This is a genomic window from Bradyrhizobium sp. AZCC 1693, from assembly GCF_036924745.1.
GTDB lineage: Bacteria > Pseudomonadota > Alphaproteobacteria > Rhizobiales > Xanthobacteraceae > Bradyrhizobium.
Genome location: NZ_JAZHSD010000001.1, coordinates 5,088,865 through 5,107,920, shown reverse-complemented (window position 1 = coordinate 5,107,920; position 19,056 = coordinate 5,088,865). Strand labels below are relative to the sequence as shown.

The 19,056-nt window shown below is 64.6% G+C and carries 14 protein-coding genes and 1 pseudogene; 14 read left to right on the top strand and 1 reads right to left on the bottom strand.

The window, feature by feature from the left end; translation table 11 throughout:
• Positions 1-15: 15 nt before the first annotated feature.
• From V1293_RS24380 to trmB, 10 genes and pseudogenes are all read left to right on the top strand, one after another.
• A pseudogene (locus V1293_RS24380) lies at positions 16-697 on the top strand (HAD family hydrolase).
• A 159-nt stretch (positions 698-856) separates the two neighbouring features.
• Positions 857-2,803: an ArnT family glycosyltransferase gene (locus tag V1293_RS24375; protein ID WP_334512884.1), complete on the top strand. Its 1,947-nt coding sequence runs from the start codon at positions 857-859 to the stop codon at positions 2,801-2,803.
• 289 nt (positions 2,804-3,092) lie between these two features.
• The gene (miaB, locus tag V1293_RS24370) at positions 3,093-4,511 is read left to right on the top strand and encodes a tRNA (N6-isopentenyl adenosine(37)-C2)-methylthiotransferase MiaB (protein WP_334512882.1); all 1,419 of its coding nucleotides are present in this window, start codon (positions 3,093-3,095) and stop codon (positions 4,509-4,511) included.
• 4 nt (positions 4,512-4,515) lie between these two features.
• Positions 4,516-5,571 carry a PhoH family protein gene (locus tag V1293_RS24365; RefSeq protein ID WP_334512880.1) on the top strand — a complete coding sequence of 352 codons (1,056 nt, stop codon included), beginning with the start codon at positions 4,516-4,518 and terminating at the stop codon, positions 5,569-5,571.
• A 62-nt stretch (positions 5,572-5,633) separates the two neighbouring features.
• Positions 5,634-6,176 (top strand): rRNA maturation RNase YbeY, encoded by a 543-nt coding sequence (gene ybeY / locus V1293_RS24360; RefSeq protein ID WP_334516882.1) that lies wholly within the window; start codon positions 5,634-5,636, stop codon positions 6,174-6,176.
• A 1-nt stretch (position 6,177) separates the two neighbouring features.
• The gene (locus V1293_RS24355; RefSeq protein WP_442894273.1) at positions 6,178-7,296 is read left to right on the top strand and encodes a hemolysin family protein; all 1,119 of its coding nucleotides are present in this window, start codon (positions 6,178-6,180) and stop codon (positions 7,294-7,296) included.
• 20 nt (positions 7,297-7,316) lie between these two features.
• On the top strand, positions 7,317-8,903 hold the full coding sequence (gene lnt, locus V1293_RS24350) for an apolipoprotein N-acyltransferase (protein ID WP_334516881.1): 1,587 nt from the start codon (positions 7,317-7,319) through the stop codon (positions 8,901-8,903).
• A gap of 240 nt (positions 8,904-9,143) precedes the next feature.
• Positions 9,144-9,560 (top strand): helix-turn-helix domain-containing protein, encoded by a 417-nt coding sequence (locus V1293_RS24345; RefSeq protein WP_334512876.1) that lies wholly within the window; start codon positions 9,144-9,146, stop codon positions 9,558-9,560.
• A gap of 122 nt (positions 9,561-9,682) precedes the next feature.
• Positions 9,683-10,810: a M20 family metallopeptidase gene (locus tag V1293_RS24340; protein ID WP_334512874.1), complete on the top strand. Its 1,128-nt coding sequence runs from the start codon at positions 9,683-9,685 to the stop codon at positions 10,808-10,810.
• On the top strand, positions 10,810-11,550 hold the full coding sequence (gene trmB, locus V1293_RS24335) for a tRNA (guanosine(46)-N7)-methyltransferase TrmB (RefSeq protein WP_442894368.1): 741 nt from the start codon (positions 10,810-10,812) through the stop codon (positions 11,548-11,550). The genes V1293_RS24340 and trmB overlap by 1 nt, the downstream gene beginning before the upstream one ends.
• 146 nt (positions 11,551-11,696) lie before the next feature.
• On the opposite strand, the gene V1293_RS24330 is transcribed toward trmB, so the two are convergent.
• Positions 11,697-12,767 carry a DUF2336 domain-containing protein gene (locus tag V1293_RS24330; protein WP_334512869.1) on the bottom strand — a complete coding sequence of 357 codons (1,071 nt, stop codon included), beginning with the start codon at positions 12,765-12,767 and terminating at the stop codon, positions 11,697-11,699.
• A gap of 340 nt (positions 12,768-13,107) precedes the next feature.
• On the opposite strand from V1293_RS24330, the gene rimP reads away from it, so the two are divergent.
• The 4 genes from rimP to infB all read left to right on the top strand — a co-directional run bounded on the left by rimP (position 13,108) and on the right by infB (position 18,989).
• Entirely contained in the window at positions 13,108-13,887 is a 780-nt protein-coding gene (gene rimP / locus V1293_RS24325; RefSeq protein ID WP_334512867.1) for a ribosome maturation factor RimP, read from the top strand.
• Positions 13,888-13,890: 3 nt separating this feature from the next.
• Positions 13,891-15,501 carry a transcription termination factor NusA gene (gene nusA, locus V1293_RS24320; RefSeq protein WP_334512865.1) on the top strand — a complete coding sequence of 537 codons (1,611 nt, stop codon included), beginning with the start codon at positions 13,891-13,893 and terminating at the stop codon, positions 15,499-15,501.
• Positions 15,502-15,576: 75 nt separating this feature from the next.
• Positions 15,577-16,257 carry an RNA-binding protein gene (locus tag V1293_RS24315; protein WP_334512864.1) on the top strand — a complete coding sequence of 227 codons (681 nt, stop codon included), beginning with the start codon at positions 15,577-15,579 and terminating at the stop codon, positions 16,255-16,257.
• A 77-nt stretch (positions 16,258-16,334) separates the two neighbouring features.
• Entirely contained in the window at positions 16,335-18,989 is a 2,655-nt protein-coding gene (gene infB / locus V1293_RS24310) for a translation initiation factor IF-2 (RefSeq protein ID WP_334512863.1), read from the top strand.
• The last annotated feature ends 67 nt before the right edge of the window (positions 18,990-19,056 follow it).

Sequence of the window (19,056 nt, the reverse complement as noted above, 5' to 3'; positions counted from 1 at the left end):
TTGAATTCGAACGGCCTGAGTTCGAACGTCGATCTCGTCATCTTCGATTGCGACGGCGTGCTGGTCGACAGCGAAGTCATTTCATGCCGCGCCCATGCCGAGACCCTGACGCGTCACGGCTATCCGATCACGCCGCAACAGGTGCTCGTTCGCTTTCTCGGCATATCTGACCGCGAGGCACGCCAGACGATCGAGCGGGAGATCGATCGGAAACTGCCGGATGACTTCGAACAACAGGTGAAGGCGGCCACGCTGAAATTTTACGAGGGCGATTTGCAGGCGATCGCCCATGTCGGCGAGGCGATTGGGCGCGATACGCCTGCCCAAATGCGTAGCTTCCAGCGGAACGCCCGAAAAGATTCGCCACGGCCTCACATGCGCCGGCCTCTACGACCTGCTCGCGCCGCATATTTTCTCCGCTACGCAGGTCGACCGCGGCAAGCCCGCGCCCGATCTGTTTCTCTTCGCGGCCGAACAGATGAAGGTGCAGCCGTCGCAGTGCCTTGTGATCGAGGACAGCGTTCCCGGTGTCATCGGCGGCCGCGCCGCCGGGATGACCGTGCTTGGCTTTCACGGCGGCAGCCATTGTCAGCCGGGCCATGCCGAATTGCTGCGCGCCGCCGGCGCCGCCGCGACATTCGACGACATGCGCAGACTGCCCGACCTGATCGCGCATACCGGTCGAAACACCGGCTAGTTTCAATACAGCCAAAGTCCGGCATGCCTTGCAACGTCGGGCAACCTTGCCGCGAGTTAACTGGCCGCGGAACCCGCAGGTGATAATTTCAGATCAACCTGCGCGAGGGAGCGGCGCATCCTGAAATCACCCGACAGCCGGATATTGAAGGCAAGCTCGATGTTGAAGGCGGGTTTACCGCTCACGCTCGTTGCGGCGGTGGCTGTGCTGGCGCGAACCTGGCAGCTTTCGCAGAACGATTTTGGAAGGCAGTACTACGCCGCAGGCGTGCGCAGCATGCTCGATAGCTGGCACAATTTCCTCTTCAACGCGTTCGACCCCGCAGGCTTTGTGTCCATCGACAAGCCGCCGGTGGCGATCTGGCTGCAGGTTGGCAGCGCCAAACTGTTGGGCTTTTCCGCGCTTTCGATCCTGCTCGCCCAGGTGATCGCGGGATTGGCCGCAATCACCATCGTTTACGTTCTGGTGCAGAAATATTGGGGCAGGACGGCGGCCGCTGTGGCCGCGCTCTCGCTCGCGCTCAGCCCGGTCAATGTCGCCGTCGACCGCTCCAACAATACCGAGAGCTGCCTCATCCTGGTGCTGCTGGCCGGTGCGTGGTTGGGAATGCGGGCAGCCGAAACCGGCCGGCTCGCGATGCTCTGCGCCGCGATGGCCGCGATCGGCATAGGCTTCAACGTCAAGATGGGAGCGGCGCTGGTGTTGGCTCCGGTGCTCGCCTTGACGTTCAGCCTTGCCCGGCCGGGTGCTCCCGTCACCTGGCACCTCGGGCGACAGACCATCGCGGGCATCGTCCTCGTCGCCGTCGCGCTGTCATGGGCGATCTTCTTCGATCTCACGCCGGTTCGAGACCGGCCCTATGCGGGCAGCACCAGGCACAATTCCATGCTGGAGCTTGCACTGGTGCATAATGGCGCGGCCCGCTTCGTGGCGATGGCTGCGCCCGCAGCCAATCCGGCAATCTCCTCGCCCTCTGGCGAGAAGGTCCCGGCAACCACGGAAGTCCGGCAGCCCGTTATGACCGACGACTCGCCGACCGGCCCGCTCCGCCTGTTCCGGCCGCGGGCCGCGGCACAGTTTGCCTGGCTGCTGCCGCTCGCGCTTCTCGGCCTTGTTCTCGCCTGGGCGGATGCAGGAAGTCCGGGCGCGCCGGCGTCACGCCGCATCGGCGCCGCGGTCTGGACCGGCTGGCTCGCGATGTACTGGGTCGTGCTCAGCTTTGCGGGCGGATTGATCCACACTTATTACGTCGCCGTGCTGGGTCCGCCGCTCGCCGTGCTTTCCGGCATCGCTGTCGCGGGGCTCTGGTCGAGGTGGAAAGCCGGCAAGCCGGAACGGATATTTCTGCCGCTGATCATCGCGGCCACGGCCGGTTGGCAATTCTATCTCTGCATGGCGCCGTCCAGGGGAATCGGATCCGACTGGCTCAGCCTGACATGGCTGACGTCGATCGGGATCGCCACAATTTGCGCGGCCGTCCTTTACGTATTGCCGCTGCTGGGCAGCGGATTGGCGAAACTGTTCGCGGTCGCTTCCATCGGCGCGCTGCTCGTTCCACCGATCCTGACCGCTGCAAGCGTCGTCCTGAGGCGCCCGAACATCGCCGCGCCGGTCGCCAACATGACCGCCCTGCTCGCGCCGTCGGATACCGAGCGGGTGGCCTTGCGGACATCGCGGCTGGAAGCCGCCCGCCAGAAGCTCACCAGTTACCTGATCGCCAATCGCGAGGCCGCAAAGTTTCTCGTCGCGGTCCCCAACGCCAACGTCGCCGCTCCGCTCATTATCTCGACCGGCCTGCCCGTCATGGCGATCGGCGGCTATCTCGGCGACGATCCGATTCTGACGCCTTCGGACATCGAAAAACTGACCGCCGACAGGCAACTGCGTTTCGTGATGCTTGGCGGATTTACCCTGGCGCCGGCCAAGCAGGCGGCGGCGCTCGATCCGATCGCGCGATGGGTGCGCGCCAACGGCCACCCTGTCGATCCCAGATTGTGGCGGCTGTCGGGGGCTTCGGGCCGCGCGCCCTACCGCATCAACCTCGGCAATGAATGGGTGGAAGTTCCGCCGCCCGAACTGTTCGACCTCTGGGACAAGGCGAACTGAGTCTACCCGTCATTCCGGGGGCGATGCGCCAGCATCCTCCAGTCGTCATGCCCGAGCTTGTCCCGGGCATCCACGTCTTTCTTACCGCTCAAGCGTAGACGTGGATGGCCGGGTCAAGCCCGGCCATGACGGCCGGTGGCGCGCCGGCGGTCCGGATGCGCACTTGCGCATCCGAGGTGCGCTTTGGGCCCCCGGAATGACCGGCTCAAACGCTGGCTTTTTGGCCATTTAGGCTATATCTGAGCCCAGCCGCCGTCAGGGCGCCATTTCCACCAGCACTCCAGGTTCCATGAAGCCGCCGCGCAAGCTGCACATCAAGTCCTATGGCTGCCAGATGAACGTCTACGATGCGCAACGCATGGTGGACACGCTGGCGGGCGAGGGCTTTGTGGAGACAGCCAGTGCCGAGGATGCCGATCTGGTGATCCTCAACACCTGCCACATCCGCGAGAAGGCCTCCGAAAAGGTCTACTCCGAGCTCGGACGGCTGAGGGTTGCCAAGGATGAAGCTGCGCGCCAGGGGCGCGATATGCGCATCGCGGTCGCAGGCTGCGTCGCGCAGGCCGAGGGCGCAGAGATCATCCGCCGCGCGCCTGTTGTCGACGTCGTGGTCGGGCCGCAGAGCTATCATCATCTGCCGCAGCTATTGGCGCGCGCGCAGAGCGAAGGCCGCGCGCTGGAGACCGAATTCCCGGTCGAGGACAAGTTCGGTTTCCTGCCGCAGCCAAAGCCGGACGCGATCCGGGCCCGCGGAATCTCCGCGTTCGTCACGGTGCAGGAGGGCTGCGACAAGTTCTGCACCTTCTGCGTCGTGCCTTATACGCGCGGCTCAGAAGTATCGCGCCCGGTCGCGAAGATCATCGACGACGTGAAGCGGCTCGCCGACAACGGCGTGCGCGAGATCACGCTGATCGGCCAGAACGTCAACGCCTATCACGGCGAAGGCCCCGACGGACGGACCTGGCCGCTCGGCAGGCTGCTGCATCGGCTTGCCGAAATCGAAGGTATCGTGCGGCTGCGCTACTCCACCAGCCATCCCCGCGACGTCGACGATTCGCTGATTGCGGCGCATCGCGATCTCGCTGCGCTGATGCCCTTCGTCCACCTGCCCGTGCAGTCCGGCTCCGACCGGATCCTGGCCGCCATGAACCGCAAGCATACCGCCGATGATTATCGCCGCGTCATCGACCGTTTCCGTACCGCGCGCCAAGATATTGCTTTTTCATCGGATTTTATCGTCGGCTTCCCTGGCGAAACCGAGGGAGAATTCGCCGCGACCCTCGCGCTTGTCGCACAAATCGGATACGCTGGAGCTTATTCGTTCAAATATTCGCCGCGGCCCGGCACGCCGGCGGCGGACATGCAGGAGACGGTGTCAGCGGCTGAAATGGACGAGCGATTGGTGCGGCTCCAGGAATTGATCGACAGCCAGCAATCGGCCTTCAACAAGGCCATGATTGGCAACACCGTCGATGTGCTGTTCGAACGCGCGGCCCGCAATCCCGGCCAGATCGTCGGCCGCACCGCGTATCTCCAGCCAGCGCATGTCTTTGCCTCACCTGGCATCATCGGACAGGTGCTGCCGGTCAAAATCGAGAGCCTCGAGCGTTACAGCCTGCTCGGCGAACTCGCCGGCGCTGCCGCCCGGCCGATGCCATCAGATCTATCTCAAATGACCAATTCTTCTCTAGAAAATCGGGGAGCCTGAACCCTTGCCAAAAAGCGCATCGGATTCGCCTTCGCTCGCTCCCAGCCGCAAATTTGACCGCGACATGCAAATTCCGCCCGAGACCCAGGTCGTCATCGACTTCGACGACAACCGCGCCGCTTCCGCGCTGGTCGGCCCCTATGGGCAGAACCTGGCGCTGGTCGAACGGCGGCTCGGCATCGTCGTCGATTCCCGCGGCAACCACATCACCATCGCCGGCTCCCGCGACGGCTGCGACGCCGCGCGGCGTGTGCTGGAGACGCTCTATGCGCAGGCCTTGCAGGGACATGACCTCTCGCAGGGCGAAGTCGAAGGCGCGATCCGCGCCGTACTCGCGCAGGGCTCGCTGTTCGAATACGACGCCAAGACCGCCAAATCGTCGTTCGAGACCATCAATCTGCGCAAGCGTCCGGTGCGGGCACGCACCGCCGCGCAGGATTCCTACATCCGCGCGCTGAAGCGCCACGAGATGGTGTTCGGCGTCGGCCCCGCCGGCACCGGCAAGACCTGGCTTGCGGTAGCGCATGCCGCGCAATTGTTCGAGCGCAAGGAAGTCGATCGCATCATCCTGTCGCGGCCCGCGGTCGAGGCCGGCGAGCGGCTCGGCTTCCTGCCCGGCGACTTGCGGGAAAAGGTCGATCCTTACTTGAGGCCGATCTACGACGCGCTGTACGATTTGATGGATTCGCGGATTGTCGAGCGCGCGCTGCAGGCCGGCGAAATCGAGATCGCGCCGCTGGCGTTCATGCGCGGCCGCACGCTGACCAACGCCGTCATCATCCTGGACGAGGCGCAGAACACCACGTCGATGCAGATGAAGATGTTCCTGACCCGGCTCGGCGAGAACAGCCGCATGATCATCACCGGCGATCCGTCGCAGGTCGACCTGCCGAACGGACAGGCCTCCGGGCTTGCCGAAGCGGTCAAGCTGCTCGACGGCGTCGAGGGCATTGCGCAGGTGAAATTCACCGCAGAGGATGTCATCCGCCATGAACTGGTGGCGCGGATCGTCGCCGCCTATGAGGGATTGCCGCAAAAACCGGCAACCAACAAATCTTGACCCAGAAATCGTCGGCGCCGGGCCTGCTGCAGGCGGGCCCGGGCCGTAACCCGAACATTGCAATGCAAAGCGCTGGAACGCTCGTGTCGTCCGTCCTTCCCTTCACCGAAGTTCTGGTCGTCGCCGATTGCTGGCAGACCGAGCCGGATGCCGAGGCGGTGATCCATCGCGCCATCAACGCGGCGGCGGAAATTGCCGATGCCGATGTCGGCGAGGCCGAGCTCGCGGTCATGCTGACCGACGATGCCGGCGTCCGCACGCTCAACAACAACTGGCGCGGCATCGACAAGCCGACCAACGTGCTGTCGTTTCCGGCGTTGCAGCCGACCGCGGGCGCGCCTGCCGACGCGCCGCGGATGCTCGGAGATATCGCCATCGCCTTTGAGACCACGCGGAAAGAGGCCGATGACGAAGAAAAGCCGTTCGATCATCACCTCAGCCATCTTGCGGTCCACGGATTCCTGCATTTGATCGGATACGATCACGAGAAGGACGACGACGCCGAAGCCATGGAAGGTCTCGAACGGGAGATTCTCTCCCAGCTCGGCATTCCGGATCCGTATGCGGATCGAGATCCGTATGCGGACCGGGAGCGGGTGGACTGAAATGCCGGACTCCGACCCGATACAGGACAACCCGCGCGACACGCCCAATCTGCCGGCGGTGGTGCAGGAAGGCGAGGTGCTGCGCCCGGCCGCCGACAGCTGGCTGATGCGCGCGATCCGCACGCTGTTCGGCTGGAGGGCGGGATCTGTTCGCGCCGATCTCCAGGTCGTGCTCGACGCCTCCACTCCTGACGATGTCGGCTTCTCCGCCATCGAGCGCACCATGTTGCGCAACATCCTTGGCCTCAACGAGCGGCGCATCGCCGACGTGATGGTGCACCGCGCCGATATCGTCGCGGTCAAACGGGATATTCCGCTCGGCGAACTAATGAGCTTGTTCGAGAGCGCGGCGCATTCGCGGCTCGTGGTCTACAACGAAACGCTCGACGACCCCGAAGGCATCGTTCACATCCGCGACCTCCTGGCGTTCATGACCGCGAAGGCGCGGATCGGCGATACGACCAAGCCGAAGCGCAAGAAGCCGTTCCCGGCGGGCCTCGACCTGCGCGCGGTCGACCTCGCATTGCCGCTGGCGGAGGCCAACATCATCCGCAAGCTGCTGTTTGTGCCGCCGTCGATGCGGGCGATCGACTTGCTGGCGCAGATGCAGGCCTCGCGCATCCATTTGGCGCTGGTGGTCGACGAATATGGCGGCACCGACGGGCTGGTGTCGATCGAGGACATCGTCGAGCAGATCGTCGGCGAGATCGACGACGAGCACGACAGCGACGAGCCGCCGTCGATCATCCGGCAGGGAGACAATGCATTCATCGCCGACGCCCGCGCCAGCCTCGAGGATGCCCGCAAGATGATCGGCGAGGAATTCGTCACCGGCGAGGCCGGCGAGGAAGTCGAGACGCTGGGCGGCTACCTGGTGGCGCAGGTCGGCCGCCTGCCATTGCGCGGCGAAGTGATTGCGGGCCCGGGCAATTTCGAGATCGAGGTGCTCGATGCCGATCCGCGGCGGGTCAAGCGGCTGCGGATCGGGATTCGAAAGGAGCGCCCGGCGCCGCGCGCGACGCGCGAGCGAAGCCGCCGCGAGGCCCCGCCCGACACCACCACGCCGCCGACCAATGACAATACGCCGCCGACCTCCGGCGATGGAGCCGGCTCGCAGTGATCCCCACCAGTAAATTCCGCATGGCGGGACTTTCGATCATCCTGGCCTGGGGCTGGAAGCGCGCGGTGATCGCGCTTAGCGCCGGCATGCTGTCGGCGCTTGCGATGGCGCCGTTCAATGCCTGGCCGGTGCTGTTCGTGACCTTTCCGGTCGTGGTCTGGCTGATCGACGGCGCGGCGGCCGGGAAACGGCGCGGCGTGCCGGCGGCTGCGATGTCGGGCTTCTGGTTCGGGCTCGGCTATTTCGTGCCCGGGCTCTACTGGACCGGCAACGCCTTCCTGGTCGATGCGCCGACCTTTGCATGGCTGATGCCGTTCGCGGTGCTCGGCCTGCCGGCCTATCTTGCCTTATTCCCGGCGCTCGGCTTCGCGCTGGCGCGCCTGATCTGGACGCGGGATGCCTCGCGGGTGCTGGCGCTCGCGATCGGGCTCACGGTCAGCGAATGGCTGCGCGGCTATGTGCTGTCGGGCTTTCCCTGGAACGCCTTCGGCTACGCGCTGTCGGAGCCGCTGGCGCTGGCGCAAGCCGCATCGCTGATCGGGCTGTGGGGCATGACCTTCCTCAGCGTTGCGATCTTTGCCAGCCCGGCGGCGCTGATCGACGGATCTTCGCGCGGCCGAAAGCCCTGGATCGCACCGGTGGCGGCGCTGTCGCTACTGGTCGCGATGGGTGTCTACGGCGCCGTGCGGCTGTCGCTGCAACCGACCGAGTTGACCAAGGTCAAGCTGCGTATCATGCAGCCGAACCTGCAGCAGGACGTCAAATTCAACTACGCCGCCAAGGCGGAAGTGATGCAGAAATACCTGACGCTTTCCGACCGCGCTTCAGGACCGCAATCCACCGGCGTGCGCGACGCGCAGATCCTGATCTGGCCGGAATCGGCTTTCCCGTTCTTCCTGACGCGCGAGGCGGACGCGATGGCGCAGATCGCCGAGCTGCTGCCCAAGGGCACAGTGCTGATGACCGGCTCGGTGCGCGCCCCGGACGGACCGCCCGGCGCCCGCGTCAGTCGCGCCTACAATTCGATATATGTGATCGACCATGACGGTGGCGTGCTGTCGGTCTACGACAAGCTGCATCTGGTGCCGTTCGGCGAATACCTGCCGTTTCAGGAGTGGATGGAAAAGCTCGGCTTCGTGCAGCTGACAAAGGTGCATGGCGGCTTCATTCCGGGCACGCGGCGCCGCACGATGGAGATCCCGAATGCGCCGCGCGCGCTGCCGTTGATTTGTTACGAAGCGATTTTTCCCGGAAATGTTGCAGCGCGTGATGACCGCCCCGGCTGGATCGTCAACCTGACCAATGACGGCTGGTTCGGAAATTCGACGGGCCCCTACCAGCACCTGCAGCAGGCGCGGCTGCGCGCCATCGAAGAAGGGCTGCCGATGGTGCGCGCCGCCAATACCGGCATCTCGGCGGTGATCGATCCCTCGGGGCGAATTGTGGCACGGCTCGGCCTCGGCATCGAAGGCGTGCTGGACGCCAGCCTGCCATCGGCGCTGCCGCCGACGATTTATGCTCGCCTTGGAGATATCCCGGCTGCCATCATCGTGGCCGCCGCGCTGCTGTTCGTCGTCAGACGCCGTGCCACAAAGCACGCCGCCTGAGATTTACGCGCCACAGGTTGTCACTGGTTTACTAAAATACGCCAACTCGCGGTTCCACCAGTTGACAGACAGCCTGCGATTCGCTTTCTGCGGTTGCAAGAGAAAAACAACAACCAGTCACTTCATTGCTCAGATCGTCCGCAATTCAACCCGATCCTCCGAGCAGGTTTGACGGTACTGGCGCCTGAGGCACAGGACTTCCACTGCCTCATTCCCGGCGCCCATCCAGGAGCGATGCAGATGTCCACCAAAGCGCCCAATCCGGTTGACAAGTATGTCGGCAGCCGCGTCCGGATGCGCCGCATCATGCTGGGCATGAGCCAGGAAAAACTGGGCGAAGCGCTCGGCCTTACTTTCCAGCAGGTCCAGAAGTACGAAAAAGGCACCAACCGGGTCGGCGCCAGTCGCCTGCAGCAGATCTCCGAGATATTGCAGGTCCCGGTGTCGTTCCTGTTCGATGGCGGGCCGAGCGGCGCGATAAATGGCAACGGCTTCGCCGAAGGCGCCTCCCCGGCCTACGTGTCCGATTTTCTCGCTACATCAGAGGGTCTGGCGCTGACGCGCGCGTTCACGCGCATCGGCGATTCCAAAATGCGGCGCTCAATCGTCGAGCTGGTCGAGCAGATCGCGTCGCGCGACGGTCCCGACCCGCGCTGATTTTCATCCGCGCCGGTTTGATAATTTCGTATTCTGGAATATGCCATCATTTCGGACGCGCGTTGGCGCGAGTCCGCGATGTGCAATTGCGCATCGGGGAATGACGCCGTATCGGATACGACATGACGACAACTAATCCTTTCGACTCCACACCGATCCTCGAGGGCATCCGCCGCTGGGTCGAGATCGAGACCCCGACAGAGGCGCCCGGGCAGGTCAACAAGCTCGCCGACCTTGTCGCTGAAGGCTATCGCGGCCTGCCCGCCACCGTGGAGCGGATCGCCGGGCACTCCGGCTGCGGCGACCATCTGGTGGCGCGCTCCGCATGGGGGCAGGACGCGCCGGGAATCCTGGTGCTGAGCCATCTCGATACGGTGCATCCGCTTGGCTTCATCGAGCGCCTGCCGTTCCGGATCGATGGTGACAGCGCTTTCGGCCCCGGCATCTACGACATGAAGGGCGGCGCCTATCTCGCCTATCATGCGTTTCGGCAGGCTTGCGCCAACGGCGCGCGGCTGCCGCTCGGCATCACTCAGCTCTATGTATCCGATGAGGAGATCGGCAGCCCAACCTCGCGCGGGCTGATCGAAGCCGAGGGACGCAAGGCAAAATACGTGCTGGTCACCGAACCGGCGCGCGACGGCGGCAAGATCGTGACGGGGCGCAAGGGCGTCGGACGCTTCGAGGTTTTCATCAAGGGCGTACCCTCGCATGCCGGCACCAGGCCCGAGGACGGCCGCAGCGCCATCCGCGAACTCGGCAATGTCATTCAAACGCTGGAGGCGATGAACGATCTGGCGCGCGGCATCACCGTCAATGTCGGCGTGGTCCGCGGCGGCACAAAGCCGAACGTGGTCGCGGAGGAGGCCTATGCCGAAGTCGATTTGCGCGTGCCGACCATTTCAGATTCCGACGAGCTCACGGCGAAAATCCTCAATCTGAAATCGCGCACCGAGGGCGTCACCGTCAAGGTGATCGGCGAACTGAACCGCCCGCCTTACGAAAAGAGCAATGCCGGCGCCGCGCTCTACGAGCATGCCAGGACGATTGCGGCGGAGATCGGTTTCGATCTGGTCGACACGGCGACCGGCGGCGGTTCCGACGGTAATTTCACCGCGCCGCATACCGCAACGCTGGACGGGCTCGGTGTCGACGGCCAGGGTGCGCATACCCATTACGAGCAGATGTACATCTCCTCGATCGAGCCAAGGGCGCGGCTGCTGTACCGGCTGTACCAGACGCTGCGATGATGGCTTCACCGCGCGACATTGGCGACCGCGACGCGCCGCCGGATGACGGCGCGTCGGCGCATGCACGCGGTTCGTTCTTCGGCCGCCGCAAGGGCCACAAGCTCCGCATCCACCAGGCCGACCTGATCGACAATCTGCTGCCGCATCTGGAGCTCGATATCGGAACGGGAGCGCCGGAGCGTCTCGCCGATCTCTTCGAAGGCGAGATCGGGGATGTCAGGCTCGAAATCGGATTCGGCGGCGGCGAGCATCTGATCGCGGAGGCGCAAGCCTTTCCGAATATCGGGTTCATCGGCTGCGAGCCCTATGTCAACGGCATGGCCAAGATCCTGACGCAGATCGAGGCGCACAACATCGGCAACATCCGCCTCTATGCCGGCGATGCCGCGGAATTGCTGGCCTGGGCGCCGCCGCGTTCGCTGACGCGGATCGACCTGATCCATCCCGATCCCTGGCCGAAGCGGCGGCACTGGAAACGGCGCTTCGTGCAGGACGCTACCGTCAACGCGATGGCGCGCATCCTGAAAGCTGGCGGCGAGTTTCGTTTCGTCAGCGACATCGATGATTACTGCGCCTGGACGCTGGCGCATCTGATGCGCAGCCCCGATTTTCTCTGGACCGCCGAGCGCGCCGCCGACTGGCAAAAGCCGTGGGACGGCTACACCATGACGCGCTACGGCCGCAAAGCCGAGCGCGAGGGGCGCGTGGCGGCGTATCTGCGGTTTCGGCGGGTGGGCTAGGCACGTCGTTCCGGGGCGATGCGAAGCATCGAACTATGGTGCGCAATTGCGCACCTGAGAACATCGAGATTCCCCGATGTGCAATTGCACATCTGAGGTTCGCGCTTCGCGCGCCCCGGAATGACGGGGAGACAGCTTGGACCAGATTACCGCGTCTTCCAGAATGCGACGACGCGCTGGGCGGTCGCGGGCATCAGGCGCACGTAGTTCACCCGCGCGCTTTCGATGTCGGCGGGAGATGCCGTCCGGTTCGAACCGAGCCGGAGCAGGATCAGCGCGCGCACGGTCGCCCATTCGATATCGATGGCTTTTCCGGCGATCAGGATCGGATCGTAGCGATCGCCACTGATCAGGCGGTCGAGGGTTTCGATCTTGACGCCGGTCATCGCCGACAGCGCGGCGATCGACTCCTCGTATTTGAAGGCCCTGGCAAAGTTGAGCAATGCGCCTTCGCCGAGCATGCCTTCGCGATGGAGCTTCAGCACCGTGCGCTGCGCCGGCATGAAGTCGCGCCGCTCCTCGCGTTCGGACGGGCCGGTGATGGCGGTCATCGCCTGCTTGATGTCGGCCTGCCGCTCGGGCTTGACGACCTGGAACAGGCGGCGGCGGATGACGTCGATGGAGCCGGAGAGCAGCTCCTTCAGACGCGTAGGCGACAGATCGTCGCGCTGGCCGAGCTTGATGGTCAGCACGCCGTCCTGGCCGGCGCGCTTGATCAGCGTCGAATAGCTGTTCTCGGAGAAGGCGGCGCCCGCATTGCCGGCGGTGCGCCTGATAACGTCGCGTTCGCCGCGGGCGACGATGACGTCGGTGAGATCGGTTGAAAGCGTGGGCCGCTCCGCCATCGCCAGCAGATGCCCTTGGCCCTTCTCGGACGCGATTTCGATCAGCATCTTTTCGTCGATGAGCGGCGAACGGCGCAGCAGCGGGCCTGCGATGGCGATTTCATCGTCGTGGGCGAGTTGGCCGACCAGACCACGCGGCGCGTTCGCCAGCACCGACAGGCGCTCGGCCAATTCGGCGCGCTCGGCAAGCTCGGCATGCGGGACGAGACTGGTCAGGACACCGTCGAACAGATCGACGTGATCGGAGCGGAAGCTCGCCGCACCCTGCAGGAAAAGCTTGCTGATGCGGCGTGCGGCATCGGCGCGGCGCTTGGGGTCGCCACGACTGATGATGTCGTCGAGTTCCGGGATCAGCGATGGTGAAATTATCATAAACCCGCCCAAACCGGCCTGAATTGGCTGGTTTTCGGGAAATCTAGGCAGCGTTCGTGAATGAAGGGTTAGATTTCGTCCCCGCTCTCAAAGCTTGGCAAAATCAGACTTAACGGGATCGCGGGCCTTGTCGGATTGCGCAAAAACCGCTATATCCGCGGCAACTTATGGTTCTCATACGATCGCGTATTGAGAGTGGGCCCCCCGGGACCCGCTCTTTTTTATTACCTGAACGAGCCCGGCCCAGAAGGGCCTTAAAGGCGCGGTTCGGGGAACCGGCCGGACCGCCGGTTAAGGCCCGGCCTAAACCCATGCAAGTAAGACGCTTTTGACCCTGGACATGACCGATCCAACTGCTGGTTCCGTGGATGCCGAGTTGCTGGCCGAGCCCCGTCTCGTCGTCGAGCCGGGCGCTGCCGCGCGGGTGTCGGCGGTGGCCGGACCGGTTTTGCAGGGAATGGGCTACCGGCTGGTCCGTATCAAGATTTCAGGCGAGGCCGGCTGCACTGTCCAGATCATGGCCGAACGGCCTGATGGTACGATGCAGATCGAGGACTGCGAGGCGATCTCGCGGGCGCTGTCGCCGGTGCTCGATGTCGCCGACCCGATCGACCGCGCCTACCGGCTTGAGATATCCTCGCCGGGCATCGATCGCCCGCTGGTGCGCCGCTCCGATTTCGAGCGCTACGCCGGTCATCTCGTGAAGGTCGAGATGGCGGTCGCCCACCAGGGCCGCAAGCGTTTTCGCGGGCTCCTGGCCGGCGTCGAAGGCGATGCCGTGCGGCTACATCGGGATGACACACGCGCGGACGAAGATGCCGACGTGCTGCTGGTGATGGAAGACATCTCCGACGCACGGCTGGTTCTGACCGACGAGTTGATTGCGGAATCGATGCGGCGCGGCAAGCAGGCCGAGCGCGAATTGAAGCAGAATCTCGGGCTGGCGCCGCCGCCTCCGCCGCACGCAAGGAAGAGCGATCCGGCCAGGAGCAACAAACCGAAGCCGAAGCCCGGCAAGAAGCTGGAGCCCAAAAAGCCCGAGCCGACCAATACCAAGAAGCACCGCCTCGCCGCAGAAAGACTGCGCAGAGGCGACCTCGATCCTACCGAAGGAGACTAGGCCATGGCCGTCAGTGCCAACAAACTCGAACTGCTGCAGATCGCAGACGCGGTCGCCCGCGAAAAGTCGATCGACCGCGGGATCGTGATCGCTGCGATGGAAGACGCCATCGCCAAGGCCGCCCGCGCCCGTTACGGCAGCGAGACCGACGTTCACGCCGAGATCGACGCCAAGAAGGGCGAGCTGCGGCTGTCGCGCCACATGCTGGTCGTCGAGCAGGTCGAGAACTCCTCGAACCAGATTTCGCTGGCGGACGCGCAGCGCGCCAATCCGGGCGCCCAGGTCGGCGACACCATCGCCGACACCCTGCCGCCGCTGGAATATGGCCGCATCGCCGCGCAATCCGCCAAGCAGGTGATCGTGCAGAAGGTCCGCGAGGCCGAGCGCGACCGGCAATACCAGGAATTCAAGGACCGCATCGGCGATATCGTCAACGGCGTCGTCAAGCGCGTCGAATATGGCAGCGTGATCGTCGATCTCGGCCGCGGTGAAGCCATCATCCGCCGCGACGAAATGCTGCCGCGCGAGGTGTTCCGCAACGGCGACCGCGTCCGCGCCTACATCTTCGATGTCCGCCGCGAAACCCGCGGACCGCAGATTTTCCTCTCGCGCACCCACCCGCAATTCATGGCAAAACTGTTCGCGCAGGAAGTCCCGGAAATCTACGACGGCATCGTCGAGATCAAGGCGGTGGCCCGCGATCCCGGCTCGCGCGCAAAAATCGGCGTGATTTCCCGGGATTCCTCGGTGGATCCGGTCGGCGCCTGCGTCGGCATGCGCGGCTCGCGCGTGCAGGCCGTGGTGAACGAACTGCAGGGCGAGAAGATCGACATCATTCCGTGGTCGCCCGACATCGCGACCTTCGTCGTCAACGCGCTGGCGCCCGCCGAAGTCGCCAAGGTCGTGATCGACGAGGACCGCGAGCGGATCGAGGTCGTGGTTCCCGACACCAACAACCAGCTCTCGCTGGCGATCGGCCGCCGGGGCCAGAACGTGCGGCTTGCCTCGCAGCTGACCGGCTGGGACATCGACATCCTCACCGAGCAGGAAGAATCCGAGCGCCGCCAGGCCGATTTCGAGAACTCGACCCGCGTCTTCATGGAAGCGCTGAACGTCGACGAGGTCGTCGGCCAATTGCTGGCGTCGGAAGGCTTTACTTCGGTCGAGGAACTCGCGCTGGTCGACGCCAAGGAACTGGCCGGCATCGAAGGCTTTGACGAGGAAACCGCCAACGAGCTGCAGAGCCGGGCGAGAGAATACCTGGAACAGCTCGAAACGGAGCTGGAAAACAAGCGTAAGGAGCTCGGCGTGGATGATGCTTTGAAGACGGTGCCCGGCGTGACCTCGAAGATGCTGGTCAAGTTCGGCGAGAACGACATTAAGTCCGTCGAGGATCTGGCGGGCTGTGCGACCGACGATCTGGTCGGCTGGACCGAGCGCAAGGAAGGCGGCGAGCCGACCAAGTTCCCCGGCATTCTCGACGCCAACGAGATCTCGCGCGACGATGCCGAACGCATGATCATGCAGGCCCGCGTCATTGCCGGCTGGATCACCGAGGCCGAACTCGCCAAGCAATCCGAGGCGGCCGAAGCCACCGAAGACCAGACGGCGTAATGCGGGTGTTCCGCAAAACCGAAAATCTTTTCTGCGCACAGTCCGTGCGCAGATGACCGGAGCCACTAAACAGGCATGCTCGCTTTGGCTGACCCCGATCTCGACCATGGGCCGCGGACCGACAAGTCCGCGACCATGCGGATGTGCGCGGTCAGTCGCGAGGTGCGCCCGATCGACGAGCTGATCCGGTTTGTGGTCGCCCCGTCGGGCGAAGTCATCCCCGATTTGAAGCGCAAGCTGCCCGGCCGCGGCATGTGGGTCCGGGCCTCGCGCCGGACCGTTGCGGAAGCGGTACGGAGTCACCAATTTAGCAGAGGGTTCAAGCGCAACGTTCGCGCCGCGGCGACCCTTGCCGCCGACACCGAGGCCCTGCTGGAACGAAGCTGCACCGAGGTGCTGGCCATGGCGGCCAAGGCCGGTCAGGTCGTTTCCGGCTTTGCCAAGGTCGAGGGCCTGCTCGAACAGGGCAGGGCCGAAGCCCTGGTTCACGCTTCGGACGGCGCGGCCGACGGAATCCGCAAATTGGACGCTATCGCCGGGCAAAGGACCGGAAATATCGGTGAATCGCGGGGTTTACCGATCGTTACCGCTTTAACCTCGGCACAATTGGATTTGGCACTGGGCCGGTCAAATGTGATACATGCTGCGCTGCTCGCGGGCCCGGCGAGCAAAACGTTCCTGTCGCGCTGCCAGATCCTGGTTCGATACCGGATGGACGACGACGACAAGACCGGGGATAGCGGCCAGAAATTCTGACTGACGACGATTGGTTCCGAAGCCTTGCTTCAATGACTGTGCGGATACGCACAACGTAACGAGATTAGGACTGCTGAATGGTTGATACCAAAACGCCTGGCGACAAGACTCTGAGTGTCCCGACCAAGACCTTGACGCTGAAGCCGCGGGTCGAGACGGGCACCGTGCGCCAGAGCTTCAGCCATGGCCGGACCAAGCAGGTCGTGGTCGAAAAGCGTGGCAAGCGCCGCGTCGGCGGCGACGCGCCCGCCACCGAAACGCATGCGCCCGAGCCGGTCGCTGCCAAGCCGGCGCCTGCCAAGGCCCCCCTTTCCCGCCCCGCAGCCGCCCCGGCCGCGCCGCGCAGCGGTTCGGGCGTGGTGCTGCGCACGCTGACGGAAGACGAGCGTTCCGCCCGCGCCAGCGCGCTGGCCGACGCAAAGGTGCGCGAAGTCGAGGAACGGCGGCTGGCCGAGGAAGAAGCCAAGCGCCGCGCCAGCCGTGAAGGCATCGAACAGGCCGAACGCGAGGCCGCCGAAGCCCGCCGCAAGGCCGAGGAAGAACGGCATCGACTGGAAGAGGAAGCCAAGCGCAAGGCCGAAGTCGAGGCCAAGAAGCGATTTGGCGAGGCCGAAGCCAAGACCGCGACGGCAACGCCGGCTGCTACGGCCCGTCCCGCGGCTGCCCGTCCCGGCGCCGCCCGTCCGGCTGCAGCGGTTCCCCCTGCACGCGCGCCCGGTGTTGCTGCCGACGGTTCCGATGAAGACGAAGGTCCGCCGCGCCAGGTTCGCCGCGGCCCCGGCGGCGCCATGCGCCCCGCGGTGCCCCCCAAGACCACCCACAAGCCTGGCCCGCAAAAGGAACGCGGCCGCCTGACACTCGTCACCGCGCTCAACGCCGACGATGTGCGCGAGCGTTCGATCGCCTCGTTCCGCCGCCGCACCCAGCGCCTGAAGGGACACGCCTCCAACGAACCGAAGGAAAAGCTCATCCGCGAGGTGACGATCCCGGAAGCGATCACGATCCAGGAACTCGCCAACCGCATGTCGGAGCGCGCGGTCGACGTCATCCGCCTGCTGATGAAACAGGGCGCGATGCACAAGATCACCGACGTGATCGACGCCGACACTGCGCAGTTGATCACCGAGGAAATGGGCCATTCCGTCAAGCGCGTCGCCGCGTCCGACGTTGAAGAGGGCCTGTTCGACGTCGTCGACGATTCCACCGATACCGAGCCGCGCTCGCCGGTCGTCACCGTGATGGGCCATGTCGACCACGGCAAGACCTCACTGCTCGACGCGCTTCGCCACGCCAACGTGGTGTCGGGCGAAGCCGGCGGCATCACCCAGCACATCGGCGCCTATCAGGTGACCTCGCCGGAAAGCGGCAAGAAGATCACCTTCATCGATACGCCCGGCCACGCCGCGTTCACCGCGATGCGCGCGCGCGGCGCCAAGGTCACCGATATCGTGATCCTGGTGGTGGCGGCCGATGACGGCGTCATGCCGCAGACGGTGGAAGCGATCAACCACGCCAAGGCGGCGAAGGTTCCGATGATCGTCGCGATCAACAAGATCGACAAGCCCGACGCGAAGCCGGAACGCGTGCGCACCGAACTGCTGCAGCACGAGGTTCAGGTCGAATCGTTCGGCGGTGAAGTCGTCGACGTCGAGGTTTCCGCCAAGAACAAGACCAATCTCGACAAGCTGCTCGAGATGATCGCACTGCAGGCCGAACTGCTCGACCTCAAGACCAACTCGGAACGGCCGGCCGAAGGCACCGTGATCGAAGCCAAGCTCGATCGCGGCCGCGGTCCGGTCGCCACCGTGCTGGTGCAGCGCGGCACGCTCAAGGTCGGCGACATCATCGTGGCCGGCGCCGAAATGGGCCGTGTCCGCGCGCTGATTTCGGACCAGGGCGAGAACCTCGACGAGGCCGGACCCTCGGTGCCGGTCGAAGTGCTGGGCTTCAACGGCCCGCCGGAAGCCGGCGACCGCCTCGCCGTGGTCGAGAACGAAGCCCGCGCCCGCCAGGTCACGAGCTATCGCGCCCACCAGAAGCGCGAAAACGCCGCCGCCTCGATTTCCGGCATGCGCGGCTCGCTCGAGCAGATGATGTCGCAGCTCAAGACCGCGGGCCGCAAGGAATTCCCGCTGATCGTGAAAGCCGACGTGCAGGGCTCGCTCGAAGCGATTTTGGGATCGCTGGAGAAACTCGGCACCGACGAAGTCGCAGCCCGCATCCTGCATGCGGGCGTCGGCGGCATCTCCGAATCCGACGTCACGCTGGCGGAAGGTTTCAACGCCGCGATCATCGGCTTCTCGGTGCGCGCCAACAAGGAGGCCGCGGCCACCGCCAAGCGCAACGGCATCGAAATCCGCTACTACAACATCATCTACGATCTCGTCGACGACATCAAAAAGGCGATGTCCGGCCTGCTCGCGCCGACGCTGCGCGAAACCATGCTGGGCAACGCCCAGATCCTGGAAGTGTTCAACATTTCCAAGGTCGGCAAGGTCGCCGGCTGCCGCGTCACCGACGGCACCGTGGAACGCGGCGCCAATGTGCGCCTGATCCGCGACAACGTCGTCGTGCACGAAGGCAAGCTTTCGACGCTGAAGCGCTTCAAGGATGAAGTGAAGGAAGTGCAATCCGGCCAGGAATGCGGCATGGCGTTCGAAAATTACGGCGACATGCGTGTCGGCGACGTGATCGAGTGTTATCGCGTGGAGACCATCCAGCGCTCTCTGTAAGTCCAAATCTTGCGAAGAGCCTCGGATTTTACTGACTGAGAATACGGCGTCATGGCCGGACTTGTTC

Excerpts from the sequence above, each read along its gene's own strand:
- V1293_RS24375 (WP_334512884.1), top strand. The coding sequence starts at position 857 with ATGTTGAAGGCGGGTTTACCGCTCACGCTCGTTGCGGCGGTGGCTGTG.
- miaB (WP_334512882.1), top strand. The coding sequence starts at position 3,093 with ATGAAGCCGCCGCGCAAGCTGCACATCAAGTCCTATGGCTGCCAGATG.
- ybeY (WP_334516882.1), top strand. The coding sequence starts at position 5,634 with ATGCAAAGCGCTGGAACGCTCGTGTCGTCCGTCCTTCCCTTCACCGAA.
- V1293_RS24355 (WP_442894273.1), top strand. The coding sequence starts at position 6,178 with ATGCCGGACTCCGACCCGATACAGGACAACCCGCGCGACACGCCCAAT.
- lnt (WP_334516881.1), top strand. The coding sequence starts at position 7,317 with ATGGCGGGACTTTCGATCATCCTGGCCTGGGGCTGGAAGCGCGCGGTG.
- V1293_RS24345 (WP_334512876.1), top strand. The coding sequence starts at position 9,144 with ATGTCCACCAAAGCGCCCAATCCGGTTGACAAGTATGTCGGCAGCCGC.
- V1293_RS24340 (WP_334512874.1), top strand. The coding sequence starts at position 9,683 with ATGACGACAACTAATCCTTTCGACTCCACACCGATCCTCGAGGGCATC.
- trmB (WP_442894368.1), top strand. The coding sequence starts at position 10,810 with ATGGCTTCACCGCGCGACATTGGCGACCGCGACGCGCCGCCGGATGAC.
- V1293_RS24330 (WP_334512869.1), bottom strand. The coding sequence starts at position 12,767 with ATGATAATTTCACCATCGCTGATCCCGGAACTCGACGACATCATCAGT.
- rimP (WP_334512867.1), top strand. The coding sequence starts at position 13,108 with ATGACCGATCCAACTGCTGGTTCCGTGGATGCCGAGTTGCTGGCCGAG.
- nusA (WP_334512865.1), top strand. The coding sequence starts at position 13,891 with ATGGCCGTCAGTGCCAACAAACTCGAACTGCTGCAGATCGCAGACGCG.
- V1293_RS24315 (WP_334512864.1), top strand. The coding sequence starts at position 15,577 with ATGCTCGCTTTGGCTGACCCCGATCTCGACCATGGGCCGCGGACCGAC.
- infB (WP_334512863.1), top strand. The coding sequence starts at position 16,335 with ATGGTTGATACCAAAACGCCTGGCGACAAGACTCTGAGTGTCCCGACC.